The sequence below is a fragment of the Nitrobacter sp. CN101 genome, from assembly GCF_055390255.1.
Genome location: NZ_AP038833.1, coordinates 2,588,678 through 2,606,621, shown reverse-complemented (window position 1 = coordinate 2,606,621; position 17,944 = coordinate 2,588,678). Strand labels below are relative to the sequence as shown.

The 17,944-nt window shown below is 60.5% G+C and carries 27 protein-coding genes and 1 pseudogene; all 28 read right to left on the bottom strand.

Annotated elements, in window-relative coordinates; translation table 11 throughout:
• Positions 1-67: 67 nt before the first annotated feature.
• The 28 genes and pseudogenes from ACZ5IL_RS13140 to rplD all read right to left on the bottom strand — a co-directional run bounded on the left by ACZ5IL_RS13140 (position 68) and on the right by rplD (position 17,943).
• Positions 68-805, bottom strand: a complete 738-nt coding sequence (locus tag ACZ5IL_RS13140; protein WP_464592043.1) for a tetratricopeptide repeat protein — start codon at positions 803-805, stop codon at positions 68-70.
• A 66-nt stretch (positions 806-871) separates the two neighbouring features.
• On the bottom strand, positions 872-2,203 hold the full coding sequence (locus tag ACZ5IL_RS13135; RefSeq protein WP_464592041.1) for a replication-associated recombination protein A: 1,332 nt from the start codon (positions 2,201-2,203) through the stop codon (positions 872-874).
• Positions 2,200-3,594 (bottom strand): DegQ family serine endoprotease, encoded by a 1,395-nt coding sequence (locus ACZ5IL_RS13130; protein ID WP_464592039.1) that lies wholly within the window; start codon positions 3,592-3,594, stop codon positions 2,200-2,202. Before ACZ5IL_RS13130 ends, ACZ5IL_RS13135 begins: the two co-directional genes overlap by 4 nt.
• Before the next feature lie 462 nt (positions 3,595-4,056).
• Entirely contained in the window at positions 4,057-4,470 is a 414-nt protein-coding gene (gene rplQ / locus ACZ5IL_RS13125; protein ID WP_079446348.1) for a 50S ribosomal protein L17, read from the bottom strand.
• Positions 4,471-4,587: 117 nt separating this feature from the next.
• On the bottom strand, positions 4,588-5,619 hold the full coding sequence (locus ACZ5IL_RS13120; protein ID WP_079446347.1) for a DNA-directed RNA polymerase subunit alpha: 1,032 nt from the start codon (positions 5,617-5,619) through the stop codon (positions 4,588-4,590).
• Between the two features lie 82 nt (positions 5,620-5,701).
• Positions 5,702-6,091 (bottom strand): 30S ribosomal protein S11, encoded by a 390-nt coding sequence (gene rpsK / locus ACZ5IL_RS13115; protein ID WP_006021048.1) that lies wholly within the window; start codon positions 6,089-6,091, stop codon positions 5,702-5,704.
• 108 nt (positions 6,092-6,199) lie between these two features.
• The gene (rpsM, locus tag ACZ5IL_RS13110) at positions 6,200-6,568 is read right to left on the bottom strand and encodes a 30S ribosomal protein S13 (RefSeq protein ID WP_079446346.1); all 369 of its coding nucleotides are present in this window, start codon (positions 6,566-6,568) and stop codon (positions 6,200-6,202) included.
• 356 nt (positions 6,569-6,924) lie between these two features.
• A pseudogene (locus tag ACZ5IL_RS13105) lies at positions 6,925-7,509 on the bottom strand (adenylate kinase); the annotation flags it as partial.
• Positions 7,510-7,846: 337 nt separating this feature from the next.
• Positions 7,847-9,178, bottom strand: a complete 1,332-nt coding sequence (secY, locus tag ACZ5IL_RS13100; RefSeq protein WP_464592036.1) for a preprotein translocase subunit SecY — start codon at positions 9,176-9,178, stop codon at positions 7,847-7,849.
• A 150-nt stretch (positions 9,179-9,328) separates the two neighbouring features.
• On the bottom strand, positions 9,329-9,814 hold the full coding sequence (gene rplO, locus ACZ5IL_RS13095; RefSeq protein WP_464592034.1) for a 50S ribosomal protein L15: 486 nt from the start codon (positions 9,812-9,814) through the stop codon (positions 9,329-9,331).
• Positions 9,815-9,934: 120 nt separating this feature from the next.
• Complete coding sequence (gene rpmD, locus ACZ5IL_RS13090) at positions 9,935-10,129, bottom strand: 50S ribosomal protein L30 (protein ID WP_079446342.1); 195 nt, start codon at positions 10,127-10,129, stop codon at positions 9,935-9,937.
• A gap of 78 nt (positions 10,130-10,207) precedes the next feature.
• Positions 10,208-10,783 carry a 30S ribosomal protein S5 gene (gene rpsE, locus ACZ5IL_RS13085; RefSeq protein WP_079446341.1) on the bottom strand — a complete coding sequence of 192 codons (576 nt, stop codon included), beginning with the start codon at positions 10,781-10,783 and terminating at the stop codon, positions 10,208-10,210.
• A gap of 111 nt (positions 10,784-10,894) precedes the next feature.
• The gene (rplR, locus tag ACZ5IL_RS13080) at positions 10,895-11,257 is read right to left on the bottom strand and encodes a 50S ribosomal protein L18 (protein ID WP_079446340.1); all 363 of its coding nucleotides are present in this window, start codon (positions 11,255-11,257) and stop codon (positions 10,895-10,897) included.
• Positions 11,258-11,268: 11 nt separating this feature from the next.
• On the bottom strand, positions 11,269-11,802 hold the full coding sequence (gene rplF, locus ACZ5IL_RS13075) for a 50S ribosomal protein L6 (protein ID WP_464592031.1): 534 nt from the start codon (positions 11,800-11,802) through the stop codon (positions 11,269-11,271).
• 15 nt (positions 11,803-11,817) lie between these two features.
• The gene (gene rpsH / locus ACZ5IL_RS13070) at positions 11,818-12,216 is read right to left on the bottom strand and encodes a 30S ribosomal protein S8 (RefSeq protein ID WP_079446338.1); all 399 of its coding nucleotides are present in this window, start codon (positions 12,214-12,216) and stop codon (positions 11,818-11,820) included.
• A gap of 13 nt (positions 12,217-12,229) precedes the next feature.
• On the bottom strand, positions 12,230-12,535 hold the full coding sequence (gene rpsN, locus ACZ5IL_RS13065; RefSeq protein ID WP_079446337.1) for a 30S ribosomal protein S14: 306 nt from the start codon (positions 12,533-12,535) through the stop codon (positions 12,230-12,232).
• Between the two features lie 43 nt (positions 12,536-12,578).
• The gene (gene rplE / locus ACZ5IL_RS13060; protein WP_464592028.1) at positions 12,579-13,136 is read right to left on the bottom strand and encodes a 50S ribosomal protein L5; all 558 of its coding nucleotides are present in this window, start codon (positions 13,134-13,136) and stop codon (positions 12,579-12,581) included.
• Positions 13,129-13,443, bottom strand: a complete 315-nt coding sequence (gene rplX / locus ACZ5IL_RS13055; protein ID WP_079446335.1) for a 50S ribosomal protein L24 — start codon at positions 13,441-13,443, stop codon at positions 13,129-13,131. The genes rplE and rplX overlap by 8 nt, the downstream gene beginning before the upstream one ends.
• Positions 13,443-13,811 carry a 50S ribosomal protein L14 gene (gene rplN, locus ACZ5IL_RS13050; protein WP_009797128.1) on the bottom strand — a complete coding sequence of 123 codons (369 nt, stop codon included), beginning with the start codon at positions 13,809-13,811 and terminating at the stop codon, positions 13,443-13,445. The genes rplX and rplN overlap by 1 nt, the downstream gene beginning before the upstream one ends.
• 39 nt (positions 13,812-13,850) lie before the next feature.
• Positions 13,851-14,099: a 30S ribosomal protein S17 gene (rpsQ, locus tag ACZ5IL_RS13045; RefSeq protein WP_009797129.1), complete on the bottom strand. Its 249-nt coding sequence runs from the start codon at positions 14,097-14,099 to the stop codon at positions 13,851-13,853.
• 10 nt (positions 14,100-14,109) lie between these two features.
• Positions 14,110-14,316 (bottom strand): 50S ribosomal protein L29, encoded by a 207-nt coding sequence (gene rpmC, locus ACZ5IL_RS13040; protein ID WP_464592025.1) that lies wholly within the window; start codon positions 14,314-14,316, stop codon positions 14,110-14,112.
• A 5-nt stretch (positions 14,317-14,321) separates the two neighbouring features.
• A complete protein-coding gene (rplP, locus tag ACZ5IL_RS13035; protein WP_464592023.1) occupies positions 14,322-14,735 on the bottom strand; it encodes a 50S ribosomal protein L16 in 414 nt (137 codons plus the stop codon).
• Positions 14,736-14,762: 27 nt separating this feature from the next.
• Positions 14,763-15,458, bottom strand: coding sequence for a 30S ribosomal protein S3 (gene rpsC / locus ACZ5IL_RS13030; RefSeq protein WP_009797132.1), 696 nt, complete (start codon positions 15,456-15,458; stop codon positions 14,763-14,765).
• Positions 15,459-15,477: 19 nt separating this feature from the next.
• The gene (gene rplV, locus ACZ5IL_RS13025; protein WP_079446332.1) at positions 15,478-15,864 is read right to left on the bottom strand and encodes a 50S ribosomal protein L22; all 387 of its coding nucleotides are present in this window, start codon (positions 15,862-15,864) and stop codon (positions 15,478-15,480) included.
• A 9-nt stretch (positions 15,865-15,873) separates the two neighbouring features.
• A complete protein-coding gene (gene rpsS / locus ACZ5IL_RS13020; RefSeq protein WP_309774077.1) occupies positions 15,874-16,152 on the bottom strand; it encodes a 30S ribosomal protein S19 in 279 nt (92 codons plus the stop codon).
• Positions 16,153-16,167: 15 nt separating this feature from the next.
• Positions 16,168-17,001: a 50S ribosomal protein L2 gene (gene rplB / locus ACZ5IL_RS13015; RefSeq protein WP_079446330.1), complete on the bottom strand. Its 834-nt coding sequence runs from the start codon at positions 16,999-17,001 to the stop codon at positions 16,168-16,170.
• Between the two features lie 28 nt (positions 17,002-17,029).
• Positions 17,030-17,326 carry a 50S ribosomal protein L23 gene (locus ACZ5IL_RS13010; protein ID WP_464592020.1) on the bottom strand — a complete coding sequence of 99 codons (297 nt, stop codon included), beginning with the start codon at positions 17,324-17,326 and terminating at the stop codon, positions 17,030-17,032.
• Positions 17,323-17,943: a 50S ribosomal protein L4 gene (gene rplD / locus ACZ5IL_RS13005; RefSeq protein WP_464592018.1), complete on the bottom strand. Its 621-nt coding sequence runs from the start codon at positions 17,941-17,943 to the stop codon at positions 17,323-17,325. Before rplD ends, ACZ5IL_RS13010 begins: the two co-directional genes overlap by 4 nt.
• Position 17,944 lies beyond the last annotated feature (1 nt).

Sequence of the window (17,944 nt, the reverse complement as noted above, 5' to 3'; positions counted from 1 at the left end):
TTCACCCACAAGGTGGGTAGCGCAGAAGCCCGGCAGCGTCACGGTGAAATCGCCAAGCATCCGACCGCTATGGGCAGGTCCCCTGCCTCTTCAGCAACACGAGGTCGATCATCGCCCCGCGCGAAAGCTTGAGTTTGTTGGCTTCGCCTGCGGCCGCACATGCGCCCGCGGCATCGTCCGTCTGCAACCGCGCAAGTCCAAGGCTGACCCATCCATCGGCGAATTCCGGCGCGTCGCGCACGCCTTCCTCCAGGATCGTTTTTGCCTCAGCCGGACGCTTGGCCTTCAGCAGCAAGCGCCCGTAATCAGCTTTCAGCGTTCGCCGCGGCTTCGGTTGTCGCAACGCAATCTTGAACAGCTCTTCGGCGTATTCGAGATCGCCGAAGCGCGCCGCCGTGATCACCGCAAAGCCTTGGTAGATCTCGCTCCGCTCAGGAGCAAGCAGCCAAGCCTGATTGAATCGCTTGGCCGCTTCCGACAAGTCACCGCGATCCATATGAGCCCAGCCCCGCTCAATAGCTGCAGCGGAAACCGCCTCGCGCGAACCCATCTCATCCGACGCCGCCAGAAAGTCGGCATCGGTCTTTTGCTGTTCGGGAGTTTTCTCGGAGAAACCATAGAACGGCTGTTCGTCAATCCGCGCCGAGAACGTCTTCTTCGTCACCGTCACGCCCGGAGCAACTTCGACCATCTCGGCGCGCGCCGCATTCGTGATGCCAAGCAGCACCAGCGTCAACAGCCATCGGGTAATATGTCTTTGCATCGCCTGCACCTGTTTACGCCTCGCACCTTGTCGGAGCGTCATAAGCCACTCCGTTTTGAAACAGCCTTACGACCGTGGATCGACAGCGTGTTGACGTCGATGAAGTCGTCACGACGAGCGCTCCCGTCGCAGTTTCGCCCAGTAGTCCATGCGCTTGCGGATTTCGCGCTCGAACCCCCGATCCGGCGGATCATAGAAAGTCTGGCGGCCGAGCATCTCCGGGAAGTAATCCTGTCCGGAAAACGCATCGGGCATGTCGTGTTCGTATTGGTAGCCGCCGCCGTAACCTTCAGATTTCATCAGACCGGTCGGCGCATTGAGGATGTGCTTCGGCGGCAAGAGAGAGCCGGCGTCCTTCGCGACGCGCATCGCCGCGCCGAACGCTTTGTAGGCGGCGTTGGACTTCGGCGCGGTGGCGAGATAGATCACCGCCTGCGCGATCGCGAGTTCGCCTTCCGGTGAGCCGAGAAAATCATAGGCATCCTTGGCCGCGTTGCAGATCACCAGCGCCTGCGGATCCGCCAGCCCGATATCCTCGACTGCCATTCGCACCACACGGCGCGCGAGAAATAGCGGGTCCTCGCCGGCCTCGAGCATCCGCGCCAGATAGTACAGCGCCGCATCGGGATCGGAGCCGCGCACCGACTTGTGCAAGGCAGAAATCAGGTTGTAGTGACCGTCGGCGGATTTGTCGTAGATCGGCGCGCGGCGCTGCAGCACGCCCTGCAACTGCTCGGCATTGAAGACCTCACCCTCGCGCGCCGACCGCCAGACCTCCTCGACCAGGGTCAGCGCCGCGCGGCCGTCGCCGTCTGCCATGCGCACCAGCGCCGAGCGCGCCTCAGCATCGAGCGGCAACGGCTTGCCCTCGACCTGTTCGGCGCGAGCGAACAATTTCTCGATCGCCTCCCAGTCGAGCGAACGGAACACAAGCACACGAGCCCGCGACAACAACGCCGCGTTCAGTTCGAACGATGGATTCTCAGTGGTCGCACCGACCAAAATGACGGTTCCGTCCTCCATGACAGGCAGAAACGAATCCTGTTGCGCGCGATTGAAACGATGCACCTCGTCGACGAACAAAAGCGTTCCCGTCCCCGACTCGCGGCGCGCGCGGGCGGCGTCGAACGCCTTCTTCAGATCGGCGACACCGGAGAACACCGCCGACAGTTGCTCGAAATGCAGCGCGGTCGCATTCGCCAGCAGTCGCGCCACTGTAGTCTTGCCGGTCCCCGGCGGTCCCCAGAAGATGAGCGAGCCTAGCGTGCGGGTTTCCAGCATCCGGGACAGCGCGCCGTCCGATCCTAGAATGTGATCCTGCCCGACCACGTCCGACAGGGTCTGCGGTCGCAGCTTGTCCGGCAGTGGATGCGGCGCATCACGTTCCAGACCCGCCGCGGAGAACAGGCTCTTGGAAGCGCGCTGGCGGTTCGGGCTCATCCGCCTAGCATGACTTGAATCTGCTGGCCTCCACGCATCAGCGTGATACGCCAGAGCCGCCTCGCGTCACGAACGGCCTGTTCGAGATCGGCCGTCTTAACGATCTTCTTGTTGTTGACCGCAAGGATGATGTCGCCTTTCCTGAAGCCGACATTCGCGGCCATTCCATTGTCCGCCAATGCGATGACCACGACCCCTTCGGCACCGTAATCGAGATGAAGTTCGTCGGCCAGCGCCGGCGAGACATTCGCAACCTTGGCGCCCTGAAATGGTGATGGCGCGGTGATCGCTAACTCGTCGCGACCGGTGTCCGGCGCCGCCTCGAGCGGAACGGTGAGCTTGATCGGCCTCCCATTGCGTTGGACTTCCAATTGCGATGTACCGCCGAGCGGACGCGTCGCAAACCGATAGTCAAACGCATTGGGGTCCTCGACAGGCTGTCCGTCGATCAAGACGATCAGGTCGGATAGTTTGAGACCGGCACGCGCCGCCGGACTTCCAACCGCAACGCTGGCCACCAGCGCACCGGCCGGCGCCTTGAGGCCGATGGTTTCGGCAATCTCCGGGGTTATCGTCTGCAGCCGCGCCCCGAGCCAGGGCCGCTGCACCGCCTTGCCACCATTCTTGGCGGACGCCACAACAACCCGCACCATGTTTGCCGGAATAGCGAAGCCGATGCCCTGCGACCCTCCGGAGCGCGAGAAAATTGCGGTGTTGATACCTGCGAGACGGCCCGTGATGTCAACCAGCGCCCCACCTGAGTTTCCCGGATTGATCGCCGCATCGGTCTGGATGAAGAACTGATAGTCTGTAATTCCCACCTGCGTGCGCGCCAACGCCGAAACAATGCCGTGCGTCACAGTCTGCCCGACGCCGAATGGGTTCCCAATTGCCATGACGAGGTCTCCGACCTGCAACTCATCCGAATTCGCGAAATCGAGCGTCGGAAATTTCTCATGCACATCCTTCAGCCGCAGGACCGCAAGGTCGGTCCGCGTATCCTTAAGCACGATCTCGGCCTCGAACTCGCGCTTGTCCGGCAGCGCGATCTTGACCTGGTCGGCACCCTCGATCACGTGATTGTTTGTCACGACAAGGCCGGACGGATCGACCATCACGCCTGAGCCGAGCGAGCGCTGCATCTGTTCCGGCTGCCCGCCCGGAACGCCAAAGAAACGGCGGAAGACCGGATCCTCGAGCAACGGATGGCGATGCTGGATCACCTTGGCGGCATAGACATTGACCACAGCCGGCGTCACCCGCTGCACGATCGGTGCATAGGAAAGCCGCAATTCGGCCTGGGAGGCCGGAACGTGGCGGTCCTGAGCGTGACCAGGCGCCAGCATTGTCAGAGCGAGGAATAGCGGGGCGAACAGGCGGAACGGCGTCATGAATTCACTCCCGGGGTCAGGACCGCAGATATAGGCTTCGCGAACCTTCAAGAGAAGCAAAAGACGCTCTTTTCACGTCCGCAGTTGCTTGCGGGTTTTCCCGCGCCGTTTCGGCCCATGCGCGCACGGCATAGCCTGTTGCTCGCGCGTTTCATGTTCAAAGTTCGCAATCAGGACCGATCGTCCCGCGGATGCCAGGACAGGATTCCATGTCATCGTCTGCACGCACATGATCGTCGCGACAGCACAACCACACACATCGCGAATCCATCACAGACGCCGCGAAGTGCCGTACAAATCGGAACCACCTGTCGCATCCCCGCAATGGAAGCCTTTTAGCACGCGCACCTACGCGAACCGGTGTCCACTTCGCTCGAAAACGCTCATAGGGCAGGCTCGAACCAACAAAAAAGCGGCGCTCCACGATGCGCCGCCTTTCTAAGTTTTAAAAAGATATCGAGCTTACGCGGCTTCCGAAGCTTCCTGTACCGGCCCGGAGTCCTGGCCCTTGGCATCGACGTCGCGATCGACGAACTCGATCACTGCCATCGGCGCGTTATCGCCGTATCGGAAGCCGGCCTTGATAATGCGGGTATACCCACCATGACGATCCTTGTAGCGCGGCGCCAACACGTCGAACAGCTTCTTCACCTGATCGACGTCGCGCATCTCGCTGATCGCCTGACGGCGCTTGTCGAGGCCACCCTTCTTGCCGAGGGTCACCAGTTTTTCGACGATCGGACGTAGTTCTTTTGCCTTCGGTAGCGTTGTGACAATCTGCTCGTGCTTGATAAGCGCCGCCGCCATATTGGCGAACATCGCCTTGCGATGCTCCGCGGTGCGATTGAGCTTCCGGTGAACCTTACCATGACGCATTGATGTGATCCTCAGTCTTGTCCGGTTGCGACTGCTCGGCGGTCGCGCTGCTCAGGTGGGCTGCCTGCGTTCGCCCTATTTTGGGTTTCTCTCCCCCCACTCCGGGGAAGAGATCACTCAGTAATGGTCCTCGAAGCGTTTTGCCAGTTCGTCAATATTTTCCGGCGGCCAGCCCGGCACTTCCATGCCGAGATGCAGACCCATCTGGGCCAACACTTCTTTGATCTCGTTCAGCGACTTGCGCCCGAAGTTCGGAGTGCGCAGCATCTCCGCTTCCGACTTCTGCACCAGATCGCCGATGTAAACGATGTTGTCGTTCTTCAAGCAATTTGCGGAACGTACCGACAGCTCCAGTTCGTCCACTTTCTTGAGGAAGGCAGGATTGAACGCCAGATCCGGAATGATCTCGGTGGCGACTTCCTTGCGCGGCTCCTCGAAGTTGACGAAGACGTTGAGTTGATCTTGCAGAATACGCGCGGCGAAGGCCACGGCATCCTCGGGCGTCACCCCACCATTCGTTTCGATGGTCATGGTCAGTTTGTCGTAGTCGAGAATCTGACCCTCGCGAGTGTTTTCGACCTTGTAGGATACCTTGCGCACCGGCGAATACAGGCTATCAACCGGTATCAGTCCGATCGGCGCATCCTCGGGCCGATTACGCTCGGCGGCGACATAACCCTTGCCGGAGGCAACCGTGAATTCCATGCGAATCTCGGCGCCGTCGTCGAGGGTGCAGATCTGAAGGTCGGGATTAAGCACCACAATGTCGCCGACGGTCTGGATGTCACCTGCGGTGACGCTGCCGGGACCCTGCTTCTTCACGACCATGCGCTTGGGGCCTTCGCCCTGCATCTTGATCGCGATATCCTTGATATTCAGCACGATGTCGGTGACATCCTCGCGAACGCCCGCAATCGAGGAGAATTCGTGCAGAACGCCATCGATGTGCACCGACTGCACCGCGGCGCCTTGCAGCGAGGAGAGCAGGATTCGGCGCAGCGCGTTACCGAGGGTCTGGCCGAAACCGCGCTCAAGCGGCTCGGCAATCAGGGTCGCAAAGCGCGAGGGATCGCTGCCGGGAACGACCTGCAGCTTGTTCGGCCGAATGAGTTCTTGCCAATTTTTCTGGATCGTCACTGTTTCACCCATGCCATCAACATCGCTGGCGTTGGAGGACGCGGATCAATCCGCGCAATAAATTGGCGGAACAACAAACCGCCGCTGTCGAATATCAAACGCGCCGGCGCTTGCGCGGACGGCAACCATTATGAGGAATCGTGGTCACATCGCGGATCGAGGTAACGGTGAAGCCCGCAGCTTGCAGCGCGCGCAGTGCCGATTCGCGACCCGAACCCGGACCAGCCACCTCGACCTCAAGGGTGCGCATGCCGTGCTCCTGCGCCTTCTTGGAAACATCTTCCGCCGCCACCTGCGCCGCGTAAGGGGTCGACTTACGTGATCCCTTAAAACCCATCGTTCCAGCCGATGACCAGGCGATCGTATTGCCCTGCGCATCGGTGATGGTGATGGTGGTGTTGTTGAACGACGAATTGACATGCGCGATGCCGGACGCGATGTTCTTGCGCTCGCGGCGGCGAACGCGTGTAGCTTCCTTACCCATTGTCAGCCTTTCCTGTGATCTCAACGCCGCCGTAATGCCAGCGGCTCCACCGACGAAGCGAATAGCGATCAGAATCTATTCGCTGTTCGCCATTTTCTATCCGCGCTCTTACTTTTTCTTGCCGGCAATCGACTTGGCCGGCCCCTTGCGGGTACGCGCGTTGGTATGGGTGCGCTGACCGCGCACCGGCAGTCCGCGACGATGGCGCAAGCCGCGATAACAACCGAGATCCATCAGCCGCTTGATGTTGATGCCAACCTCACGGCGAAGATCGCCTTCGACGAGATAGTCGCGATCAATAACTTCCCGAATCTGAAGCACTTCCTGATCGGTCAGTTGCGAGACCCGGCGATCGACCGGAATCTTGACCTTCTCGACGATCTCGGCGGCATTCTTCTGACCAATGCCATGGATATATTGAAGCGCGATGACGACGCGCTTGTTGGTTGGGATATTCACGCCGGCAATACGGGCCACAGATTTCTCTCCTGTTGCCGACTCGCGGTGAGCCGGCCTTTCCTTCGATATTTCAGGCGGGTATCCTCAAACACAAACACGACGCCTGACCCTCAGTTATCTTAGGGTCCGGCATCGTCTGAAACGATCCGCTGGATGCTTGTTTATTAAGGACTTGGTGGCATTTCGTCAACCGTCCCGCCACTTTTGCTCGCTCTTTCGTGATTTTTGGGCCACCAATTTTTGCTCACCTCACCGTGCTCGTTCCCCATCCCCATGGGAGAGCCGCCAAGGGCCATCATTTACTGGTTTTTCTCGCCTTTAGGTCAATTCTGGCCCGCTTACCATCTACGGATGCCGAACTTTGACATCGGAACTCCCGACCGTCTCAGGACGCGGCGGATATCCCGTGTGACGTCATCGATAGCCATCATGCCGTCAACGGTCAGCAGCTTGCCGCGCTCCGAATAGTAGCGAATGAGCGGCTCGGTCAACGTGCGATAGCTGACGAGTCGCTTCGAGAGCACCTCTGGCCTATCATCGGCCCGCACCTGTTCCCCCTGCGCCGTCATTTCCGCGACACGGCTTTCAACGCGCTGCAGCAGCGCACTTTCGTCGACGCGAAGTTCAACCACGGCATCGAGTGCGAGATTTTTGGATTGGAGCAGACGATCCAGCGCCTCGGCCTGTGGGACAGTGCGCGGAAAGCCGTCGAGGATGAATCCCGTCTTCGCGTCCGCCTGTTCCAGCCGGTCGGAAATGATGCCGATGACGACATCGTCCGGGACCAGCCCCCCGCTCGCCATGATGTCCTTGGCCTTGAGGCCAACCGGCGTGCCGGCGGCGACGGCGGCGCGCAGCATGTCGCCCGTAGAAAGCTGAATGATTCCGTAGTGATGAACCAGACGTTGCGCCTGCGTTCCTTTTCCCGCCCCCGGCGGCCCGAGAAGAATCAGTCTCATAGAGAATTGCCCCATCGCCGGGTGAACGGCAGCCGCGCACCTGCGCTTCGATATCGGGCACGCCGCAAAATACGACCTGCGCCCTTCCGGCAACTAATACGGCAGTCCGGCGCAGGCGATCAATGCCTCGGACAAGAATCGCAGGCGGCAGATATGTCGCGGCCATCGTATACGATCCCAAACGGAGAACGCCGGGGCATGAAAGCGATGCGTTTGGCGGATCTGACACGCATTCCGTAAAAGTGGATACCATCATCGCAAGCAGAATACGCGCAAGTTATTGACTGAAAGCATTTCTTCTCACTGATCGATTCCGATGAGCAAGAAACGCTTCACGTCATCGACGACGGCCTCTCAATTTGGATTTTTTTATCAGGCCTTCATATTGGTGGGCCAGCAGATATCCCTGCACCTGCGACACTGTATCCATCGTGACGCTGACCACGATCAGAAGCGACGTACCGCCGAAATAGAAAGGTACCGCTGCGTAAGAAATCAAAATCTCGGGAATCAGGCAGACAACAGCGAGATAAACCGCCCCTGGCACCGTGATGCGCGAGAGCACGTAGTCGATATACTCGGCGGTCCGCTCGCCTGGCCTGATGCCCGGAATGAAGCCGCCATGCTTCTTGAGATTATCGGCTGTCTCGGTCGGATTGAAGACGATCGCGGTGTAGAAGAAAGTGAAGAACACGATCAGGGCGATGTACAGGACCAGAAACATCGGCCGGCCGTGACCGAGTTGGGTATTGATCCACTGGAACCATTCCGGTCCGCTACCCGCGTTGAAATTCGCGACGGTCGTCGGCAACAGCAGCAGCGACGAAGCGAAAATCGGCGGGATCACACCCGAAGTATTGAGCTTCAGCGGCAGATGGGACGACTGCCCATCAAACATCTTATTGCCAACCTGACGCTTCGGATACTGGATCAGCAACCTGCGCTGGGCGCGCTCCATAAACACGATGAAGGCGATCACCGCGACGACCATGATCAGAACGATCAGGATGATCCCCGTGGACAGCGCGCCTTGCCGGCCGAGCTCCAGCATGTTGGCGAGCGCGGACGGTAGCTCGGCGACGATACCGGCCATGATGATGAGGGAAATGCCGTTGCCGATGCCTCGCGATGTGATCTGCTCGCCGAGCCACATCAGAAACATGGTGCCCCCGGTCAATGTGATCGCGGTGGAGACCAGGAAAAACATGCCGGGATTGGTGACGACATTGCCTGCACCCTGAAGGCCGACGGCAATGCCGTAGGACTGGAAGAACGCCAGCACCACCGTAAGATAACGCGTGTATTGATTGATAATCTTGCGGCCGGCTTCGCCCTCCTTCTTGAGGGCCTCGAGCTTAGGCGACACCGAGGTCAACAGTTGCAGGATGATCGAGGCCGAAATGTACGGCATGATGTTCAAGGCGAAAATCGCCATGCGGTCGATGCCACCGCCGGAGAACATATTGAACATCCCGAGGATGCCGCCGGCCTGGGAATTGAACACCTTTTGCCAGACCGTCGGGTCGATGCCCGGCAGCGGGATGTAGGTGCCCAGCCGATAGACAAGCAACGCGCCGAGCGTGAACCAGATGCGCTTCTTCAGCTCATCGGCTTTCGCGAACGCCGAGAAGTTTAGGTTAGCCGCCAGTTGTTCCGCTGCTGAGACCATATTCAGCCTTCTCCCGCGCCAATGGTGCCGTCACGCTCCGCCAGAACGGGCCAGCCGGCAGACGCCAGATCTCTCATGGTGCTCGATTTCTGATAAAATCTAACATCCGCAAGTTCCTGTCGTGCGCCAAAGCGGGCGATGACGCAGACGTTAGGCTGCCTCACCTTCGTCCTTCTTCGGCGCAAGGATTTTCACTGTGCCGCCGGCCTTCTCGACCGCCGTGATCGCGGACTTCGAGGCGCCGTGAACCTCGATAGTCAGTTTCGCCTTGATCTCGCCGCGGCCAAGCAGGCGGATGCCACCCTTGGCGCGACGCACCACGCCGGATTTCACCAGCGACTCGGCGTTAACGGTCTCCTTGGCATTGATCGACCCGGCATCAATCGCGGCCTGGAGCCGGTCAAGATTGATTTCGGCGAATTCCACCCGGAAGATATTGTTGAAGCCGCGCTTCGGCAAACGCCGGTGCAGCGGCATTTGGCCTCCCTCGAAGCCTTTGATGCGCACACCCGAGCGCGCCGTCTGTCCCTTGCCACCCCGGCCGCCGGTCTTGCCCTTACCGGAGCCGATACCCCGGCCGATCCGCATGCGCTTCTTGCGCGAGCCTGCGTTGTCGGCGATATCGCAAAGTTTCATGGTCGCGTCCTCATCGTGTTCGTCGTGCCAGGATCGTCCCGGCCTTCCACGTCTTTTGCCGAACCCGGCGCATTCTAAGCCGTGGACCCCCGGCACAAGCCGGGCATAAATAGCAAATTGTTACGTCTCGTCGATTACACGGACGATGTGTCGAACCTTCTCGATCATGCCGCGAATTTCAGGCGTATCCTGCAACTCCGCGGTCCGACCGATCTTGTTGAGCTTAAGCCCGACCAACGTCGAGCGCTGTGAGTGGTGGCGGCGGATTGCGCTGCCGGTCTGCTCGACCTTGATTGTCTTTGCGGCCTTGGCCATCGTCGTCACTCCAAATCCTGTCTTGCCCGGCGGTCGGATTGGGCAGGTGGCAACCGCCGGCCCCAGCCCGGACTCCGCTTATTCGGCAACAGCCTCCGCATCACCGCCCACACGGCGCGATTGCAGCGTGGAAACCTTGATATTGCGACGTGCGGAAACCGAGCGCGGTGAATCCTGGTGCTTCAGCGCGTCGAACGTCGCGCGAATCATATTGTAGGGATTGGACGAGCCAATCGACTTCGCCACCACGTCCTGGATGCCGAGCGTCTCGAACACCGCGCGCATCGGGCCGCCGGCGATGATGCCGGTGCCGGCCGGTGCTGCGCGCAGATAAACGCGGCCTGCGCCGTGGCGGCCTGCGATGTCGTGATGCAGCGTCCGGCCCTCGCGCAGCGCCACGCGCGTCAGATTGCGCTTTGCCGACTCCGTCGCCTTGCGGATTGCCTCCGGAACTTCGCGCGCCTTGCCGTGACCGAAGCCAACCCGACCCTTCTGGTCGCCGATCACGACCAACGCCGCGAAACCGAAGCGCTTGCCGCCCTTGACGACCTTCGCCACACGATTGATGTGGACAAGCTTGTCGACGAACTCGCTGTCGCGCTCCTCGCGATCTCTGCTCCGTTCGCGTCCGCCGCGTTCGCGTTCACCTGCCATGGTGTTTTTCCGATCCTTGTGAGGCTTCGCCCCTGTCCTATTCGTTCGATATCAATTTCAAGACACGCATTCTTGTCGCAAAACCGGATCCCGCTTTTGCAGAATACGCGCTTAGAAGCTCAAACCGCTTTCGCGAGCGGCATCGGCCAGCGCCTTGACGCGACCGTGATAGAGATAGCCGCCGCGATCGAAGACCACTTCCTTGACGCCGTTCTTCACCGCCCGCTCCGCCAACAGTTTGCCGACCGCCTTGGCCGCTTCGATATTGGCGCCCGTGTTGCCCGTACCGCGCATCACCTTTTCAAGCGAGGACGCCGAGGCCAGCGTCTCGCCCTTCAGGTCGTCAATAACTTGGGCATAGATGTGCTTCGACGAGCGGAACACCGACAGCCGCGGTCTGCCATTTGCGGTGCGACGCAACGACAGCCTCACGCGTTGCTTGCGCCGGGCATTCGTAATCTTCAGTTTCGACATGACCGGCTCCGTTACTTCTTCTTTCCTTCCTTGCGGAAGATCGTTTCGTTGGCGTACTTCACGCCCTTGCCCTTGTAAGGCTCCGGCGGACGATAGCCACGGATTTCGGCCGCGACCTGACCAACGCGCTGCGCGTCATTACCCGTGATCGTGATTTCAGTCGGCTTCGGCACAGCAATCGTAATCCCCTCGGGGATCGCGTAATTGACATCATGGCTATAGCCGAGCGCGAGCTGCAATGACTTGCCTTGCAACGCGGCGCGATAGCCGACGCCGACGATCTCGAGCTTCTTCTCGAATCCCTTTGTGACGCCGTCGACAAGATTTGCGACTTGCGCGCGCGCTGTACCATACAGCGCCTGCGCCCGCTTGGTCTCGTATCGCGGCGCGACCTTCACCGCGCCATCCTCGAGCTTCACCTCGACATCATCATGGACGACGAATTGAAGCTGGCCTTTCGGCCCCTTCATCTTGACGGTCTGCCCTTCGACGTTCGCGGTGACACCGGATGGCACCGTGACTGGCCTCTTGCCGATGCGTGACATGGCTTAATTCCTTCCTCAGAACACCGTGAAGAGAACTTCGCCGCCCACATTCGCGTCACGCGCGTCGTGGTCGGCCATGATTCCCTTCGGCGTCGACAGCACCGAAATCCCCAGCCCGTTGTTGACGCGCGGTAGATTTTTCACGGAGGCGTAAACACGCCGCCCCGGCTTGGAAACCCGCTCGATCTCGCGGATCACGGGTTCGCCGTCGAAATACTTCAACTCGATCTCAAGCTCGCTGCGGCCCGAGGAATGCTCGACGCTGGCGTAGCCGCGGATGTAGCCCTCGCTCTTGAGGACTTCGAGCACGTTAGCTCGCATCTTGGAGCCCGGGGTCGAAACCTTGGGCTTGTTGCGCATCTGCGCATTGCGGATGCGGGTGATGAGATCGCTGATCGGATCGTGCGTGGACATCTGGCGACCCTCCTTACCAGCTCGACTTCACGAGGCCGGGAACCAGGCCTCTGGAGCCAAGCTCGCGCAGCGCGATGCGACTCAGCTTGTTCTTGCGGTAGTTCGAACGGGGGCGTCCGGTCAGTTCGCAGCGGTTGCGGATACGCGTCGCCGACGAATTGCGCGGCATTTCGGCGAGCTTCAGAGTGGCTGCGAACCGTTCCTCCATCGGCTTGGTCTTGTCGGAGATGATGGCCTTCAGCCGCGCGCGTTTCGCAGCCGCGTTCCCAGCCATCCGCCTGCGCCGGTTGTTCTTCTCGATCGAACTCTTCTTTGCCATGCTTGGCTCCTTGCCTTTCCGCGTCTGAGCGCTTCTCAGCGTCTCACTGCCGGAACGGAAAATTGAATGCAGTCAGCAGCGCCCGGGCCTCGTCGTCCGTCTGCGCCGTCGTGCAGACCGTGACGTCCATGCCCCAGCTCTCCCCGACCTTGTCGAAGTCGATTTCGGGGAAAATGATGTGTTCCTTGATGCCGAGCGAGTAATTGCCGCGACCGTCGAAGCTCTTCGGATTGAGACCGCGGAAGTCGCGCACGCGCGGCAGCGCGACGTTTACCAGGCGGTCGATGAACTCGTACATCTTCGCCTTGCGCAGCGTCACCTTGCAGCCGATCGGCTGGTTTTCACGCAGCTTGTAGGTCGCGATCGCGACACGCGAATAGGTCACGACCGCCTTCTGGCCGGCGATCAGCGCCAGGTCACCAGCCGCCGTCTCGGCCTTTTTGCGGTCGTTCACGGCCTCGCCGATTCCCATATTGAGAACCACCTTGTCGAGACGCGGCACCTGCATGACGTTGGCGTAGCCGAACTCCTCGGTGAGTCTGGCGCGGATGCTCTTGTCATATTCCGCGCGCAGGCGCGGCACGTAAGCTGTTTCAGCCATCGATCTCCGCTCCCGAACGCTTGGCGACACGCACCTTGGTGCCGTCTGCCTGAATCTTGAAACCGACGCGGGTCGGCTTTCCGTCCTTACCGACGATCGCGATGTTTGACAGATGGACCGGCGACTCCTTCGAAATGATGCCGCCCTCCTGGTTCTGGCTCTGCTTCTGGTGGCGCTTCACCATGTTGACGCCGCGCACCAGCGCCCTGCCCTCCGCGGGGCGCACCTCGAACACCTCGCCGGTGCGACCCTTGTCGCGGCCCGACAATACGATAACCTTGTCGCCCTTCCGGATCTTGGCAGCCATCACAGCACCTCCGGCGCCAGCGATATGATTTTCATGTGGTTTTTGGCACGCAGCTCGCGCGGTACCGGCCCAAAAATGCGGGTACCGACAGGCTCGGACTGGTTGTTGATCAGAACGGCCGCATTGCGGTCAAAACGGATCACCGAACCGTCCGCGCGGCGGATATCCTTGGATACCCGCACCACCACCGCCTTCATGACGTCGCCCTTCTTCACCTTCCCGCGCGGGATGGCTTCCTTGATCGACACGACGATGATGTCGCCCACCGTTGCATAGCGGCGCTTGGAGCCTCCAAGCACTTTGATGCACATGACACGGCGTGCGCCTGAATTATCGGCCACGTCGAGGTTGGTCTGCATCTGAATCATTGATGCACCTTGTCCTCTTTCTGATGCGCAAAATCGCGCTTAAGCAGTTTTCTTCTGTTCGCCCCGAACCACGGTCCAGCGCTTCAATTTCGAGATCGGCTTGCTTTCCTCGATCCACACCATGTCACCCGGCTTGAACTCATTGTTCTCGTCGTGCGCGTGATAGTTTTTCGAGCGGCGAATGGTCTTCTTGTAGATCGGATGGGTAAAGCGGCGATCGACGCGCACCACAACCGTCTTGGCTTGCTTGTCGCTAACGACCACGCCCTGCAGCGTACGTTTCGGCATTTCGGACCCCTTATTTCTTCGCGTCGCGCTTTTGCACGGCGATGGTCTTGATCCGTGCAATATCGCGGCGGGCTTCGCGCAACCGCGAGGTGTTCTCAAGCTGTCCGGTGGCTCGCTGGAAGCGCAGATTGAACCGCTCCTTCTTCAGATTGGCGACGGCGTCGTCCATCTGGTCGGGGGTCATCGCGCGGATGTCGGCGGTCTTCATTCCTGCCATGTCGGTTACTCCGCGATGCGCGCGACGAAGCGCGTTTTGATCGGCAGCTTGGCGGCGGCGAGAGTCAGCGCTTCCTTGGCGGTCTGCGCGGCCACGCCATCGATCTCGAAAAGAACCCGGCCCGGCTTGACCCGTACCACCCACAATTCTGGCGCGCCCTTGCCTGAGCCCATGCGGACCTCGGCCGGCTTCTTCGATACGGGCACATCCGGAAAAACGCGGATCCAAACTCGTCCCGCGCGCTTCATGTGGCGCGTCAACGCTCGCCGCGCGGCTTCGATCTGGCGCGCCGTGATGCGCTCGGGCGCCATTGCCTTCAGGCCGAACTGGCCGAACGAAAGTGTCGCGCCCGACGACGCGACGCCGTGGATGCGGCCCTTGTGTGCCTTCCGGAACTTGGTCTTCTTCGGTTGCATCATGGCTTACGCCCTCAAACCTTCTCTCGTTCAAGCCGCGTCGCGGCGCGGACGGCTGTCGTCGCCGGCCAGGCGCTTGTCCTGAGCCATCGGATCGTGCTCGAGGATCTCACCCTTGAATATCCAGACCTTGACGCCGCAGGTGCCGAACGTCGTGAACGCGGTAGCAACGCCGTAGTCCACGTCGGCGCGCAGCGTGTGCAGCGGCACACGGCCTTCGCGATACCACTCCATGCGGGCGATTTCGGCGCCGCCGAGACGGCCCGAGCAATTGATCCGAATGCCTTCGGCGCCGAGACGCATCGCCGACTGCACGGCGCGCTTCATCGCGCGTCGGAATGCGACGCGGCGTTCAAGCTGCTGCGCGATCGATTCGGCGACCAGCGTGGCATCGAGCTCCGGCTTGCGAATTTCGACGATGTTGAGGACCACGTCGGACGAGGTGATGTCGGCAACCCTTTTGCGCAGCTTATCGATATCGGCGCCCTTCTTTCCGATCACGACACCGGGGCGCGCCGAATGGATCGTCACGCGGCACTTTTTATGCGGACGCTCGATCACGATGCGGGCAACGGCCGCCTGCTTGAGTTCCTTGTGCAGGAGTTCGCGGATCTTGACATCCTCGTGCAGCAGCCTGCCGTACTCGCTCTTGCCGGCATACCAACGGGAATCCCAGGTCCGGTTGATACCCAGACGCAGCCCGATTGGATTGATCTTCTGACCCATCGTTTTCTCCCGCGCCTCTTTAAGCGCTCGCCTCGGCCTCGACCTGACGCACCACGATTGTCAGTTGCGAGAACGGTTTATAAATACGGCCCGAACGGCCACGGCCGCGCGGCGCGAAACGCTTCATCACCATGCCGTTGCCGACAAACGCCTCCGAAACGATCAACTCGTCGACGTCGAGGTCGTGGTTGTTCTCCGCATTGGCGATTGCCGATTCCAGACACTTCTTTACGTCGACCGCGATCCGCTTGCGCGAAAACTGCAGGTCCGCGAGCGCCGCGGACGCCTTGCGGCCCCGGATCAATTGCGCAACCAGGTTGAGCTTCTGCGGACTCACCCGAAGCATCCGGGCGATCGCCTTGGCCTCGTTTTCCGGGAGGCTCCGTTCGCGCTTTGGTTTGCTCATGACTTAACCTCAAGCCCTCTTGGCTTTCTTGTCGCCCGAGTGGCCATGGAAGGTACGAGTCGGCGAAAACTCACCGAACTTGTGACCGACCATCTCCTCGTTGACCGACACCGGCACGTGCTTCTGACCGTTGTAGACGCCGAACACCAGACCGACGAATTGCGGCAGAATGGTTGAACGGCGGCTCCAGATCTTGATGACGTCATGACGGCCGCTCGCCCGCGCGGCATCTGCCTTCTTGAGCAGGGAGCCTTCAACAAACGGGCCTTTCCAGACTGAACGAACCATGTCCGGCTTTCCTTACTACTTCTTCCGCTTGTGGCGGCTGATGAGAATGAACTTGTTGGTCGACTTGTTTGAACGGGTCTTCTTGCCCTTGGTCGGCTTGCCCCACGGTGTCACGGGATGACGGCCACCGGAGGTACGGCCTTCGCCGCCGCCATGCGGATGGTCGATTGGGTTCATGACCACGCCGCGGTTATGCGGACGGCGACCCATCCAGCGCGTGCGGCCCGCCTTGCCGATCGAGGTGTTCATATGATCCGGATTCGATACCGCGCCGATGGCGCCGCGGCAGCGGCCGTGCACCAGGCGCTGCTCGCCCGAATTCAGACGCAGGATGACATAGTCCTGATCGCGGCCGACGATCTGAGCATAGGTGCCGGCGGAACGTGCAAGCTGACCACCCTTGCCGATCTTCATCTCGACATTGTGGACGATCGTGCCGACGGGCATGTTGCCGAGCGGCATGACATTGCCCGGCTTGACGTCAACATAATTCCCCGCGACGACGGTGTCGCCGACAGCCAGACGCTGCGGCGCAAGGATATAAGCCTGCTCGCCGTCCTGATACTTGATCAGCGCGATGAACGCAGTGCGGTTCGGATCATACTCAAGCCGCTCGACGACCGCCGGCACGTCTGTCTTGCCGCGCTTGAAATCGACGTTGCGATAGGCCTGCTTGTGGCCGCCGCCGCGGAACCGCACGGTGATGCGCCCGGTGTTGTTGCGGCCGCCCTTGCCGCGCTTGCCCTCGGTCAGCGTCTTGACCGGCTTGCCCTTGTAAAGGGCCGAGCGATCGACCATCACCAACTGGCGCTGGCCCGGCGTCGTGGGATTGTATGTCTTAAGTGCCATAATCTATCGCCTTAAAGCCGTTTCCGCCTCAGAGTCCGGTAGTGACGTCAATGCGGTGGCCCTCTTCGAGGGTTACAACCGCGCGCTTGACATCCGACTGCGAGCCTAAGTTGCCGCGGAAGACCTTTACCTTGCCCTTGCGCACCAGCGTATTCACGCTCTTGACCTTGACGTCGAACAGTTTCTCGACCGCTTCCTTGATCTGCGGCTTGGACGCCTTGCTAGCCACCTTGAACACCACCTTGTTGTACTCGGAGGCCATCGTCGCCTTTTCGGTAATGACCGGAGCGACAATCACGTCGTAATGCTTCGCATCGATTGTCATTTGAAGCGCGCCTCCAACGCATCAACCGCCGCCTTGGTCAACACCAGCTTCTGGCGGCGCAGAATGTCGTAGACGTTGATGCCCTGGATCGGCAGCACGTCGATGTTCGGAATGTTGCGCGCAGCGGTTGCGAACCCGGCATGAACCTGCGCGCCGTCGACGATCAGCGCACTGGTCAGACCGAGGCCGGAAAAGTGACCCATCAGAGCCTTGGTCTTGGCGTCCTTCAATTCGACGCTATCGATGACAATCAAACCGCCGTCCTTGGCCTTCGCCGATAGAGCATGGCGCAGCGCCAGCGCGCGCATCTTCTTGGGCAGATCATGCGCATGACTACGAACGACCGGCCCGAACGCCCGGCCGCCGCCGCGGAACTGGGGCGCGCGGGCTGAACCGTGACGAGCGTTGCCGGTGCCCTTCTGCTTGAACAGCTTCTTGCCGGTACGCCAGATTTCCGCACGCCCCTTGGTCTTGCGGGTACCCGCCTGACGCTTGGCGAGCTGCCAGTTCACGCAGCGCTGAATCAGATCCTTGCGCGGCTCGAGCCCGAAGATGCCGTCCGATAGTTGAACCGAACCCGCAGCCTTGCCTTCGAGGGTGGTAATGTTCAGTTCCATG